The following is a 15,087-nucleotide window of genomic DNA, read 5'->3' as shown; positions in this document are numbered from 1 at the left end:
CCTTTATAACTTTCATTGCTTCCATAGTTAAAAGTTTTATTAAGTTTCATTGTTCTGATTTATTAAAAAATAAATCAAGTTTAACATTTAATTCAATAATAGATGAATTATCAAAAATTGAGGTTTCAAAATTTGATGAAAAATATATAAGAAAAAATTCTCTAACTGCAAAACAAAAAGAAATACTCAAAAATTTGAATATTTCTTCTGATGAATTATATAGTTTCATAATATCTATAAACGAAAAAATTTCTTAATTTTTTTTATTTAGTATAAAATTTACTGAAAGTTTAAATTTTTATGTGTTTTTATTTTATATATATATATAATATTTATATGAAATCAAGTTTAGATAATATTAATAATGTGTTAGATAATAATAAGGTTCTTTATATACCTGTATTCCAAAGACCATATATTTGAGATAAAAAACAATGTAAAAGATTATGAAACGACCTTATGTTACTTTATAATGATATAAAGAAAAAGCACTTCCTCGGTTCACTTGTTGTGGTTCAAGATTTAAGTAATGGTGCTTGGGAAAGTAATAATTTGATTATTATTGATGGTCTGCAGAGATTAACAACCATAATTTTGCTATTAATTGCAATCCGAGATGTTCTTGAAAAAGATTTAAGTGATTTTAATTATTTAACACGTATAAACTCAAGTGGTGATAAAATTCATAAAATAGTATTGAATGGTGATGATAAACATATATTATTTGATTTATTAGAAAGAAACAAACAAGGTTTAAAAGATAAAAAATCCAAATTAATTGATAACTTAAATTATTTTGTGGAATTATTAAAAAATAATAACATTAATTTTAATAAACTCAAAGAGGCGTTTTCAAAATTGGAAATAGTCACAATGACTGTTGAAGAAAACGATGACAATCCACAAGAAATTTTTGAAACAATCAACTCTACTGGTGCACCTTTAATAAAAAGCGATTTAATAAGAAATAATCTACTTTTTAGTGAAGATAAAAAAACACAAGAAAATTTATATTTAAATTATTGAGTAAAAATAGAAAATTTATTCACAAAAGATAAAGAAGAATACATTAATTTATTCTTTAAAGATTTTTTAACTCTACAACTTAACAGAATACCAAAAAATAATGATATTTATGAAGAGTTTAAAAATTGACGGTTACATTCAGAGTTCCAAAAAGACACAGAGAGATTACTAAAAATTATTTATGATAATGCCATTTTATATACTAATTTCTTATATGCAAGAGAAAAAGATAAAGAAATTAACGAATTTTTTAAAGACTTTTTAGAAATTAATAATACACCAGTCTTTCCTGCATTGTTAAAATTTATGATTGATTATGAAAGTCAAAAAATAAACAAAAACGAACTATTAGAAATTTTAGAAATTTGCATTAGTTTTTTAATAAGAAGAAAAATTTGTTCAATTCCAGTAAGTTCTTTAAATAAAATTTTCTTTGACTTAATAAAAAATATTGAATTTAATAATTATGTAACATCAGTTAAAACTTTTATTGTTAGTGGTATTAATTCAAGTGAATTTCCAAAAGATGAAAAATTTAAAGAATTTTTTATCACAAAAAATTTTAAACAAAACGATAAAGTGCATTTTATTTTAAAGAAAATAGAAATGCATTTAAATAAAAAAGCAAATGTTAATTTTAGTACATATACAATAGAACATATACTACCAAAAAATCAAAACTTAAACAACGATTGAGTACAAAGTTTAGGTCCAAATTGAAAAGATATACAAATTAACAATCTTAACAAAATTGGTAATTTAACTCTTACTCCATATAACTCAGAAATGAGTGATAAATTTTTTACTCAAAAGAAAACAATGCAAAACGGTTTTGATAAATCAGGATTAAGAATTAATGACTATTTATTAGATAAAAATATTTGAACAGAAAAAGAAATAAAAGAAAGAACTGAAATATTATTGCAAAATGCTTTAAAAATTTGAAAATATCCAAGATTATCAAACGAAGAAAAAACAAAAAGAGATAATATAAAATTAAATCAAGAAAAATATGATTTGCATTCATACAAAATTACAGAAACAAACTTAAAACTATTTGAAATAATTGATCAATATATGCTTTCTTTAAATCATAATATCAGCAAAGTATTTAATAAATGATATATATCTTACAATGTTTCTAACAACACAAATAAAAGAAGTCTAATTTATATAGTTTTACGTAGTAATTACATATCTATTTTATTTAATACTCCGTTTGGTCAAATAATTGATAAGAATGGTCTTTGTGAAGATGTTTCCAATATTGGAAAATGAGGAAGTGGTGATGTTAGAATACACTTTGAAAATCTATCTGATAAGGAATATATATTTGATTTAATTAATCAAACCATCAAATACAATTTAAATAAAATCAACAAGAAAAATTAAAGAACTAAAAAGAAATTGCAAAACTCTTTTATTCTAATATTACTAAGTTAAATCAAAACAATGATTAGTTGTTTTGATTTTTTATTTTGATTTTATTAAGTGTATGTTAAAATTACTCTATGAAATTTAGAACACACAATATGATTATGATTATTAATAATATTAACACCTTTATTCGTGTTATGTTTTAGTATTCTAATCTGTTAGTTAATTTCATACATAACAGATTAATAAATAGAAATCTGTTATGACTATAGAGGTGCCTTTAATAATAGTAAATAAACGAGCAGGTATGCAAAGACTTTATTGAAAGGATATAAAGGCCGAAATAATTTAAAAGACATTTTAAATTATTGGTAGAAAATCATAAAAGATTTCTACTCTTTGGTGAAAACCATTGGTGCTATAGATTTACTTCTTTAAATTATTTTATTAATATTTTAAAGTTTTGTAGATTTATAGTCTGCAAAACTTTTTATATCAAAATTAAGGAGTAAAATGAAAGCAAAACAGTATAAAAATCATTCTGATGTTCCTTCTGAATATAAATGAGATTTAGAAGATATTTTGCAAGGTAAATCAATTGAAGAAATAATTGATGAGTATAAAAATATCTTTAAACAAAGAATACAAACAAAGGAAACAAAATATCAAACTATTGAAGCGTATATTGCAGATTTAAAATTAAGTGAAAAACAAAGCGTTTTAGTAAATAAAATTGATAACTATATTAGTAATAATTTAAGCTCAGACTTAACAAATGCAAAATACTTAAAGTTAGAAAATGAGTTTAAAAACATTTCACACGATCTTTTATCAGAATTTGGTTCAGAAACAAATAGGTTTTTTAAAAACATTGAAAAACTAAAATTATGAAAAGAAGATCCAAGATTAAAATCTTACAAAATTCATATTGAAGAAACAATCAAAGAGTTTAAGCATAAACTTGATGATAATATTGAAGAATATTTACTTCAAACCTCAATAGGAACACCTGATCCTCACTCAATATTTAGTATTTTAACAAATAGTGAATTAGATTATGGTTTTATTGAAGATTCAAAAGGAAACAAACACAAATTAAATAAAACTAACCGTGTTAAGTTTTCGAAATCAGATGATAAAAAACTACGTAAAGGTGCATATCAAAATTTTTGAAATGCTTATTTAAAACATAAAGATAGTTTATCCGAAATATTGTTTCAACATTTTAAAGCAATTACAACGGATGCAAAAATTAGAAAATACAAGTCTGCTGTGGACATGCTTACAAGTTCAGATAAAGTGTCAGATGAAATTTTGCAAAAATTATTTTTAAAAGTTGCTCAAAGCAAACATTTAGCTAAAAAATATAATGATAACTATAAAAAATTCTATAAACAAAAATTTAATGAAAAAATGGAAGTATGAGACACTTCGCGTGAATTATTAAATATTAAAAGTTCATACACTGTACATGAAATGAATGATATAGTACAAAAAGCACTCAAACCTTTTGGAGAAGAATACTCAAAGCAAATTGAAAAAGCGTTAACACAAAATTGAGTTGATTATATGTCTACTGAAACAAAACGTGGAGGAGCCTATAGTATTGGTGGTACATACGGAATCGATAAAAAATATATTTTAATGAATTTCGAAGGAACACTTTCAAGTGTTGAAACTCTTGCACATGAATTAGGTCATTCAATGCATTCATATTATTCAGACAAACATAATGATATTCAAAATGCGAGTTATCCAATCTTTTTAGCAGAAATAGCTTCAATTTTTAATGAATTTATGCTTTTTGATTATTTATTAAAAAGCACCAAATCAGATGCGTTTAAGTTTAAAATTTTAAGCAGTATTATTTCAGGCTTTTTTGGAACAGTTAACAAGCAAATCCTTTGAGCAAACTTTGAATATGATTTATACAAAGGAATTGCTGATGGAAGTGTTTCAAGTAGTTATGAATCAATTAGTAAAGTATATTTTGAAAATGCAAAAAAATATTCTAATAAAAAATCACACAAATATACAGTAAAAGACAATTTACAATGTATTTATGTTCCACACTATTATTATGGTTTTTATGTTTATAAATATGCAGTAGGACAACTAGTTGCTTCATATTTCTTTAAACAATATCAAAATCAAGGTAAAAAAGCACTTGAAAATTATATAGCAAATTTTTTAAGTGCTGGTGGTTCAGATTACCCACTTAACATTCTTAAAAAAGTAGGAGTTGATCTTTTAGATGATAATTTCTATAAAGAAGGTTTTTCATATATTGAAAATTTAATAAATCAATGAATAAAATTAGGTAAAAAAATATTTAAAAATTAGGAGAAAATATGAGAAAAAAATATTTATTATTAGGTAGTTTAACAACAGTAGTTTCTGCTCTACCATTTATAGCAGCCTCATGTGGTTCGCAATCAGCAACACCTGATTCATCTAGAACAGTTTTAACAAAAGAAGAAGCATCTAAATTAGCACCTTTTGTTAAAAGTCCAGAGGGCGTTAGTGTTGATACAACAAAATATCAATCATTAGAATATGTACAAAATTTAGTATTACCACACAAAAAATTTAATACAGTTGTAAATTCAAATTTTGATATTAAAGCAAAAAACAGAATTTATGAATTCCAATACAATACAAATTTTTCAGAAAATAGATCTAAATATGATCTTTCATATTCATCAGGTTCATATACAGATATAGAAGAAGATTTAACAATTGGTAGATTATACGAAAAAGCTTACTATGGTCAACCTGAAATTCAAACAACAAACAAACTATCAGAAGACGGTACTACATTTGTTGAACAAAGACAAATTCTTAAGCCTTCTGTAACAAGATGGAAACTTGAATTCGCTGAATCAATTACATTAACTGTTAATGGTGTTGACTATATTTATAATTCTGATGATGCAGAATTATTAGCTCTTCCAGATAAAGAAGATGGAACTTATTCATCTGCATCAGTTGAATTAAAAAGTGCTAATCCAAAATCAATTAACCATGAATCATTTTTAGATAATTTAAAAAAGGCAACAAAATTAAGTTTCAAAATAAGACCAGGACAATTTTGAGTTGATAATACAGGACAAAATACAAAGTACCAAGTTAAAGCGGAAGATTTTTACTTAGGATTTTTAAGAACTCATATTAATTTTGAAAATTCATACCGTTTTGCTAATGGTGGTTCAGCAGAACTAGATAAAATAGCACAAAAAATCATACCACAAGGAACAAATCATTTTAAAGAAAACTCAACAAATGGGAATAAATATTTATATGATTTATACAACATTAGTTTTGATAAATTATTAAATAAAAATGAAACAGTTAAATCGAGTGAAAATAGTGACTATTTTGTTGTTTATTCTGGAAATGATCAACCAGGAAGTTTTGATGAATTCTTTAAAATCGGACTTTATGGAACATACGATTTTACTCCAGCTCCATCACAATTCATTAACGAAGTTAATTCTGGACAAAAAGAGTTAGGTAATTTCATAACAAATCCAAGTATTGCTGATGCAGATAAAAAAGCATATTATGATAAATTAAAAACTTTAAGCGGAATAGCAAAGGATTCTGGAATTTATTGATATGGATTTTCAGCTAAAGCTGCTCTTTATAGTGGTAAATATTACTATAAAGGATACGATACTCTAAGTACTTCTGATGAGTTTGTTTTAAATAAAAACTTCTTTGATAAGTCATTTGTTGAAAACCCAAGAACAGTTGAAAAATTTGTTAACAAATATACAAATAGTCCCCTTGCACCAGATGCATTTCCTGAATTCCAATACAACCAATTTATTTCAGGTAATGCTTCTGCAATTGCATATGGTTCATTATCAGAAGAACAAAAATCTAAAATTAAACAAGATGCAGAAAATTATGGATTATCTTCAAGACAATCAAAAAATACATCATCAAACTTAGGAATTTACTTCCCAACATTAGTACCTGCAACACAAGATACTACTAAACATACTCCTAAATTCGTTAATGATTCATATGCTAAATTAGTTTGAGGTTCAACATTATCTGAAGTTCAAAAAGGAAGTGCTGCAAATACTATTAAAAGTGCCACAACAGGTCTTGGATTAGAGTTTAAAACAATTTTAAATGTTGCAGTTAACTGAGCAGAAGTTGCAAGCACATTAGGAAAACCAAATGTTACATTACCATGAATTTCAGGGTTACCACAAGATGTTGAAATTTCTGGAAATAAAGCAGATAAATCAGTTGAATTTAACACTTTAAGACCTTACGCAGATAAATTAGCCACATTATTTGTTGTTGATAATGCAACAGGTGCAAAAGTAGATTTAGGTGGTCAAATTGGTTATGAAATTGATCCAAGTGAATCTTCTGCTGTTGGTAAATCAGCAGGTGATCAATTTAAATCAGATGCATATGAAGTATTAAAAACAAGAATGAAAAACTTATTAGATACATTTTTTGCTCAAAACTCAGGTTTAGAACAAAAAATTAAATTTAGTTTTTATGAACCATATACAAACATTAATAATTTACACAAAGAAGCATTTGATGGTCAAATAGCAGCAATTAAAGGATTAGATCCAAGAATTGAAATAACTTATCTTAAATTTGATGAAAGAGATAAACTATACGAATATTGATTCTATGCATCGACACCATTTAAGAGATATTCATGAGGACTTGATTATTCATTAGTTGGTTCAGGAATTGATGGTTTTTCATTTAACGGACACATTTTACAAACATTTGCATTAATCATTAATGATGCAGAATATAAAACTAAATTACAAAAATCATTTCCAACATTTGTAAAATTTGCTGAAAAATTTGACAAATATGTTAAAGATAATAATGTTCAATTCTCAATACCACTGAATGAGTGAAACAAACTTGGAAATAAATATACAACAGATTTTAATGAATATTTAAATTCACACAAATTAAACCCTCAATATTCAGAAACAAATAAAACTGTTGATCAATTAATTCCATTAACAGAAAGCGATGCTAAATATGAAGCACCAGGAGCAGTTTCATCAAAATTCTGATTATGATTAAATACTAAATCAGATGTAACAAAAGCAGAATTATTAGAGTTTATTAAAGAATACAGAAACTTAACAGGTGTACAACTTTCAATGCAAGCTGGTACATTAAAAGATCCGTTTTCATTGGCATTAACAAACCCTAACTATGTTGTTCCTGCTTTCCAAGATAAACATACAAATTGAGCATATGTTCAAGTTGTTAGTGGTGATAATCAATAATTATCAAAACTCAAGAGCAAAAACAATTAATCATATAGATTAATTGTTTATTGCATTTATTTAAGCAAAATACAAAGGAAAAATTTTTATGTTAAGATATATTTTTAATCGTATTGTTTTTGCTATTTTAACATTATTAATCATTATTTTAGTTGTGTTTTTATTAACAGCGCAATTTACTGAAAACCCATTTGTTAAGGAAGCAACAGGGATTGCATCAGGTGGCGATGGTTCTGGTGTTGCTCAAAAACAAAAAATGATTGAATTGTTTGAGAAATCTATTAAATATAATTTCTTACCTGATTCGTGATCAGGAAAATATGAACAATATAGTGACATTTGATTAACTTATAAACTAAATCCAGTTATTAGATTTGTTTATTGGTTAAAGAATTTATTCACAAATACAAAAAATCCATTTGGATTACCATTCAACGAGTCACTTTTAAATAATTTAGGAGCAACTTCGATTTCAGGAATTTTCTTTAGATATTTAAAATATTCAGTAATAATCACTGTTCCATCATTTATTATTAGTATGTTTTTAGGTATCTTTTTAGGAATTTTATCAGGGTATAAAAGAGGAACATGAATAGACGCTTCTATTAATATGTTTGCCTTATTATTTATCGCACTTCCTTCGTTTGTTATTGCACCTATTTTAATTACAATATTATTAAAAGGTGGTGTAACCCCAACATTCATCCTACCTGATAACCAGCTTTATACAACTGGTCAAATTATTTTATCTTGATTACCACCAATTTTAATAATTGTTTTAGGTTCACTATCTGGCTATATTACTTTTACACGTAATCAAGTAATTTCTGTACTTACATCGAATTATGTTTTAATCGCTAAATCAAAAGGTTTAAGTGCAGTAGAAATTTTCTTTAAATATGTACTTAGAAATATTTCAATTCCACTTGCTGCAATTTTAATTCCATCGTATATTGGTCTTTTAACAGGTGGTATTGTTATAGAAACATATTGAAAAGTACCTGGAACATCACAAATTATTGCTCAATCATTCCCAAGTGGTGAGATAAATATAATAATGTTTAATACAGCGTTCTTTACTTTGTTAAGCGTATTTACAACAATTTTAGTTGATGTTTCATATACAATTTTAGATCCCAGAATTAAATATACTTCTAAATCAACAAATAGTTTTATTAAAACACTTTTAATTACACAAAAAAGAAACAAAGAATTTAAATTATTAAAAGCACAACAAATAGCACAAGGAGGTTTAAATGACAGCAAAGGAGTTTAATAAAAAATACAAACTTTCATTTAAGGGTATTGACTCACCATTTGAATTTTCTAATTCAACAAGCAACTTTGTAAATATTGCAGGTAAACCAAAAAAACTTGTGTTAGAAATTTTTAAAAGATTTTTCAAATCATGACCATCAGTTTTATTTTTAATAGTATTTTTATTTGTTTTAATAACTTCGATTGTTGTTACAGCAACTTCTTCATATGATGTTAATAAATCAATTTCACAAACAAACGGTTTATATTTAATAGGTGAAAAATTAGGTGAACACAATCCAACTTCATCGCCGTTTACTAATTCATTACCAACAAAATTTGTTGAATATTCTAGAAGTAGCAGTGTAATTAATGATAATGAATTGGTTAAATATTTTCAAGCTTACCAAAAAGAATATGATGGTTTCTTTTGAAAATTATTTCAAGATCAAAAAATTCAAATAGTAAATCCTATTAAAGATTCAAATGGTAACATTGTTAATCAAGAAAGACTTATAAATTTTTATAAACTTTACAAACTAAATAGTATATTTATTATTTTTAAACAATCACAAATTCAATCAGGTCAATCTTTTGAAGCATATACCAATCTATACAATCAAGCTTCAAATCTTAATCCTCAATTAAACTTAAATACATTTTTAGGTACAACACAAAAAGGTGTTGATGTGTGAACACAAGCATGAGTAGGGACATGAAAAGCAGTTAGGCTTGCAATCATTATTGCAACCATTCAAACTATTATTGGTGTTGCAATTGGATCTTATTTAGGATTCCATGTTGGAACAGCTATTGATACAGTTATAATGCGTTTAATTGATATTTTTTCTGCTCCTCCTACATTAGTTTGATTGCTTTTATTTGTTTCATTATTTGGTACAACTGACCTAACATTAGGATTTTCAATGATTTTTGTAGGTTGAGTTGGATCAGTAGGTAGAACAAGATTATTTATTATTACAGTAAAAGATTCAGAATTTATTACTGCTTCTAAATCTGTTGGTGCTTCAAAAGCAAGACTTATTTATAAACATGCTTTACCAAATATTATTGGTAAAATAGCAACAGGATTTGTTGCATCAATTCCAAGTATAATTCTTTCAATTTCTTCATTAGCATTCCTTGGATTTTTCAAAGCTGATGAAGATATTAACTTAGGTCAAATAATTTCATCAGCTTCTGCTGAAGCAGGATCAAATGTTTGAATCTTATTATTACCATCATTAATATTATTATCAATTTCAGTTTCACTTCACTTTATCGCTTTAGGTGTTCATGATGCTCTTGATCCTAAGGTTATTAAAACAAAATAGGAGATTTTATGAACCAAGAAGAAAAATTATTAGAGGTCGAAAACTTAAAAGTTAGTTTTAAAGTTGGTAGAAATAAGTTTATTTCTATTGTTCGTGGAATTGATTTAAACATAAATAAAGGTCAAATTGTAGGTATAGTAGGTGAATCTGGTTCAGGAAAATCAGTAACTTCAAAATCCTTTTTAAATATTAATGAAAACGCAATTATTTCTGCTGATAAAATGGAAATTTTAGATATTGATTTAACAAAAAGCGATAAGGAAAGTTTTTGACAAAAAATTAGAGGTCATAAAATTGGTTATATTCCTCAAGATCCTTTAACATCATTAAACCCTACCCGTGTAATTGGTAAGCAATTATTAGATGCACTGAATAAAAATAGCGATTGAAAAAATAAAACATACTCAGAAAAAAGAAAATATTTAGTAGAGTTACTTGAAAAATTTGGTATTAGAAATGCTGAAAATGTTTTTGATATGTATCCTCATACATTAAGCGGTGGAATGAAACAACGTGTTGTTATAACAATGGTTGTTGCCTTAAAACCTAGTTTGATAATTGCGGATGAACCAACAACTGCTTTAGATCCAACTGTTCAAGCATCAGTTTTAGCTCTTTTTGAAGAAATTAGAAAATCGATGAATATAGCAATTATTTTAATTAGTCACAATATTTCTGTTGTTGCTAAATTCTGTGATTACATTTATGTAATGTATGCAGGTAAAATTGTTGAACGTGCCACAAAAAAGGAATTATTTACTAATCCAAAGCATCCATATACATGAGCACTAATTTCAGCAATCCCAGAAAACAAAGAAGATAAACTTTATTCAATTAAAGGAACACCGCCAGATATGTCAAATTTACCTCTTGGAGATGCTTTTGCACCAAGAAATGAATATGCTCTTGAAATTGATTTTATCAAAGAACCACCATTATTTGAAATCTCACCAACTCACTATGCTGCAACTTGATTATTACATCCAGATGCTCCAAAAGTAGAACAAAGTTCAGAATTAAAAATAAGATTAGAAAACTTTAGAAAGGTTTTTAAAGACTATGAATAATAAAAAGACAATTTTAGAAATTAGCAATCTAAAAAAATTCTTTGTTAACAAACATATTGTTAACAAAGCAGTTGATGATGTTTCTTTTGAACTTAAAGAAGGTGAAATAGTTGGTTTAATTGGTGAATCTGGATCAGGTAAAACAACTATAGGTAGATCTTTATTAAGACTTTATGAAGATTTTAATGGTTTTGTTAGATTAGATGGAAAATTAATTTCAGGAAAAAGGATATCTAAAAAAAGAAATAAATTTTTACGTAAAAATATCCAAATGATTTTTCAAGATCCAATGGCTGCTTTAAATGGTCAAAATACTATTTTTTCTATTTTAAAAGAACCACTTATTGTTAACGGAATAATTAAAGAAAAAACCAAAGATATTAAAATAGATTGAGATTTAGTACAAAAAAACTTTCACTATACATTTTTAGAACAAGCACTAAAACTTAAATTAGAAAATTTAAAAATCACTAATTCTTTATCAGAACCATTTACAGAAAAATGATCAAAACAATTAAATGAAATAACTTTTTCTGAAACTGATTTGAATTTTGAAGATCAATTTAACTCTTATTTTAGTTATTTAGAAGAAAAAAATAAAAATAACTCTAAAATTATTAATAATTTATATTCAAATACCAATAAATTAATTTCACTTTATTATAAAAAACAGCAAGATTTTAGAAATAAAGAAATTGATTTAGATGAAATTGAATTAAAAAATGCTAGAGAAGAATTTGAAAAACAAAAAAATTTATTATGACACACTCAGGAATATTTTGATTTTTTAAAAAATAAAAAAACTTTAAGAAAAGAATTTTTTGGGAATTTAAACTCTTGAAAAGAAAACTTTTTAGATTCATTTAATTCTGTAAATAACTTAATTAACGAACTTAAAAATGAAGCAAAAATTTCAAAAAATGAAGCACTTTCATCGCCATATATAGAATTTTTTGCATATAAAATTAAATTATTTTATCTAAATAAAAAAGTCCAGAAATTTTTCCAACAAAATAAATATAAACTTGCATATTTAGATTTTGTACAACTAAAAGAATTTATTGGTGAAATCGAAAAGGTTTCATTAAAATTCTTTTTAGAAAAACTTAATATTGATGTTTATAGTTTTGATTCTCTGAAACTTTTTAAAAATAAAGTAAAACAACTTGTTGAACAAGATTTTGTTTTTGAATATAAAAAATATTTTGATGATTCAAAAAATACTTATTTAAATTACAAAAAAAATACAAAAGAAAGTTTTAAAAAATATTTTAATGCTGCTAAAAATACTTTTAAAAACTTTTTTGTTTTACCAAAGAAAAATATTGAAGCATATACAAAAGCAAAAAATGAATTTGAAAAAGCAAATCAAAACTCAAAAATTGAACTTAAAAAATATATTGATTCATATAAAATAAGAATTAATGATTTACAAAAAGAAATTGAGATTCAAGAGAAAATAAAAGCAGAATTAATAGAAAAAGATAAAAATATATTAACTTTATTTGATAAAATACACAAAACTTTTATTCAACATTTACAAACAAATGGAGTAAATAAACTAAAACAAAAAATTAACTCTAAGGATTTACAAGTTGAAAAGATCAACAAACTAAAACATAAATTACAACAATTAAAAGTTGATTTAAAAGTTTATCAAACAAATGTTGATGAAAAACTTATTGGAAATAAATCATTTGATATTGAATCAAAATATTTAAACAAAGATTTAAACAATATTTACCATTTACTAGGTATTTCTGCATTTGATATTAAATACTATAATAATAAATACAAAAAAATAATTTCATTTTTATCTAAACCATACAAATTTTCAAAAATTAAAAGTGTTTTAGTAAGGAATATAATTTATAAAAGTTTAGAAGACGTTGGTTTATTAAAACAATTTGCTTATCGTTATCCACATGAATTTTCAGGGGGACAACGTCAAAGGATTGTTATAGCAAGAGCTTTAATTACTGAACCAAAAGTAATTGTTGCTGATGAACCTATAGCTTCACTTGATATTTCAATTCAAGCGCAAGTTGTAAATCTTCTAAAAGATTTATGTCAACAAAAAAATATAGGTATGATTTTTATTGCTCACGATTTATCAATGATAGAATATATTGCGGATCGTGTTCAAATTATGCACTTAGGTAAAATTGTTGAATCAGGTAAAACAGAAGAAATTTATAAAAAACCTATTCATCCTTACACAATTAATTTATTTAAAGCAATTCCTAAAATTTCAAATGCAAATGAAAAATTTAAGGATATAAAATTTGAACTTAGTTATATGTCAGAACAAAAATTCCCAAATATACCTGAAATAGTAGAAATTAAAAAAGATGAACATTTTGTGTATGGAACAAAAACACAAGTTGAAAAATGATTAGAAAATAAATAATGAAATATTTATCAAACATTAAAACAAAATTTTTATTAAATATAAAAAGTTGAAAATTTTATCTTATAAACCTTGTCTATTTTATTTTATTTTTAATGATATTAATTTTACCTTTAGTTTTTCAAAAAAACTATTCCAAGGAAAGAGTTTTAGACTCGTTTATTGTTTCAAGTTTAATAACTATGCTTTTAAACGTTCTTATACCTTTACTAAAATACAGCTCTTTTGGAGATCTTTTTAATCGTTTTCAAAAAGCCAGAATATACACAACAACATACAAAGAAGAAAAGCAAATTTTAAAATTAAATGAAAATGAAAAATTAAAATTTAGAAAAGAACTACAAGCAAAAAAACAAGAAAAATATAATAAAAAAGAAGAATTAGATTTATTTGTATTTTATTTTGGTGTATTGATATGATTTTTGATTTTTTTAATAACTATTATATTAAGAATTACTTTATAAAGCAAAATTAATTTTTGCTTTTTATTTACTAATTTATATCTCTTATTAATCTAAATTAGTGTAAAATTTTATGTTAGGAGAAAAAACCTAACTAAAAATTTTTGTTAAAAATGTTTAATAATTTATTAAAAAGAGGTTTTTTATAAATTCTATTTGGTTGGAAATATATTTTTTGAAATTTCAAAAAATCCGCAAAAAAACTAAAAAAATTATTTAATATAAATGGAGTTAAATATACAGGCGATGAAATCACTGAAATGATTGAAAACGAATAACTTAAAAATTTTAAGTATTTGTTATTTTTTCTCTTTTGTTTCAATAGTGTCTTTTTTTAACATTTTTTTTCATTAGTTATTAATGATAGATTTGTACCAAGCAATTTTATAGTTAAAAGAGAATTCCCTTGATGATATTATGGAATGGATGCATATTTGGTCTTATTTTCAGATTTTACATTTGTTTCATTATCAAATCTTTTTTTGTGAATAGTTTGTTTAATGTTTTTTATAAAAAATAAAAACTCTTTTATTGTAAAGGGGGACACAGAAATGACACATTTATTTCTGTGTTTTCTTTTATAAAACAAAAGGAAGGGGGAGGGGTATACCCCTCGGGCTTCGCCCATAAAAATGAGCAAACATTTATCACACAAACAATGAGAATTTTGAATCAAAGAGTATTACAAAGCAAATAATAATTTTGCTAGTGAACAACTATTTTGAACTAATTTTTGTAATCAAAATAACATTAAATTTACTAAGCACGTAATTTATAGATTTAAACAAAAAATTAACTTGTATAATTTAAATATGAATTTAGATAGCAAAACAGGTAAATCACCAAAAGCAAATAAAGGAGTTGGTA

At 24.6% G+C, this 15,087-nt stretch carries 10 protein-coding genes and 1 riboswitch; of the genes, 9 read left to right on the top strand and 1 reads right to left on the bottom strand.

Going from position 1 to position 15,087, the window contains the following annotated elements:
• Nucleotides 1-229 (bottom strand): hypothetical protein (locus tag BU00_RS05045; protein ID WP_156926416.1); only part of this gene is annotated, 229 nt, incomplete at its 3' end.
• Between the two features lie 107 nt (nucleotides 230-336).
• Between BU00_RS05045 and BU00_RS0101775 the strand changes: the two genes are divergently transcribed.
• The 9 genes from BU00_RS0101775 to BU00_RS0101730 form a co-directional block, all read left to right on the top strand.
• A complete protein-coding gene (locus tag BU00_RS0101775) occupies nucleotides 337-2,418 on the top strand; it encodes a DUF262 domain-containing protein (protein ID WP_027121240.1) in 2,082 nt (693 codons plus the stop codon).
• 246 nt (nucleotides 2,419-2,664) lie between these two features.
• Nucleotides 2,665-2,832: riboswitch (Lysine riboswitch) on the top strand.
• Between the two features lie 84 nt (nucleotides 2,833-2,916).
• On the top strand, nucleotides 2,917-4,746 hold the full coding sequence (pepF, locus tag BU00_RS0101770) for an oligoendopeptidase F (protein WP_027121239.1): 1,830 nt from the start codon (nucleotides 2,917-2,919) through the stop codon (nucleotides 4,744-4,746).
• An 8-nt stretch (nucleotides 4,747-4,754) separates the two neighbouring features.
• A complete protein-coding gene (locus tag BU00_RS0101765; RefSeq protein ID WP_027121238.1) occupies nucleotides 4,755-7,691 on the top strand; it encodes an OppA family ABC transporter substrate-binding lipoprotein in 2,937 nt (978 codons plus the stop codon).
• 88 nt (nucleotides 7,692-7,779) lie between these two features.
• Nucleotides 7,780-8,967, top strand: coding sequence for an ABC transporter permease (locus BU00_RS0101760; RefSeq protein WP_027121237.1), 1,188 nt, complete (start codon nucleotides 7,780-7,782; stop codon nucleotides 8,965-8,967).
• Nucleotides 8,948-10,282: an ABC transporter permease subunit gene (locus BU00_RS0101755; RefSeq protein ID WP_027121236.1), complete on the top strand. Its 1,335-nt coding sequence runs from the start codon at nucleotides 8,948-8,950 to the stop codon at nucleotides 10,280-10,282. The genes BU00_RS0101760 and BU00_RS0101755 overlap by 20 nt, the downstream gene beginning before the upstream one ends.
• A gap of 8 nt (nucleotides 10,283-10,290) precedes the next feature.
• Nucleotides 10,291-11,349, top strand: coding sequence for an ABC transporter ATP-binding protein (locus BU00_RS0101750; RefSeq protein WP_027121235.1), 1,059 nt, complete (start codon nucleotides 10,291-10,293; stop codon nucleotides 11,347-11,349).
• On the top strand, nucleotides 11,342-13,759 hold the full coding sequence (locus BU00_RS0101745; RefSeq protein WP_036458878.1) for an ATP-binding cassette domain-containing protein: 2,418 nt from the start codon (nucleotides 11,342-11,344) through the stop codon (nucleotides 13,757-13,759). The genes BU00_RS0101750 and BU00_RS0101745 overlap by 8 nt, the downstream gene beginning before the upstream one ends.
• A gap of 95 nt (nucleotides 13,760-13,854) precedes the next feature.
• Nucleotides 13,855-14,223 carry a hypothetical protein gene (locus tag BU00_RS0101740; protein WP_156926415.1) on the top strand — a complete coding sequence of 123 codons (369 nt, stop codon included), beginning with the start codon at nucleotides 13,855-13,857 and terminating at the stop codon, nucleotides 14,221-14,223.
• Between the two features lie 629 nt (nucleotides 14,224-14,852).
• Nucleotides 14,853-15,087 (top strand): hypothetical protein (locus tag BU00_RS0101730; RefSeq protein ID WP_027121231.1); only part of this gene is annotated, 235 nt, incomplete at its 3' end.

This window comes from Mycoplasma leonicaptivi ATCC 49890 (assembly GCF_000622205.1).
Lineage (GTDB): Bacteria > Bacillota_I > Bacilli_A > Mycoplasmatales > Metamycoplasmataceae > Mycoplasmopsis > Mycoplasmopsis leonicaptivi.
Note: the sequence above shows the minus strand (reverse complement) of the source record. Positions and strands in the feature narration are given on the sequence as shown.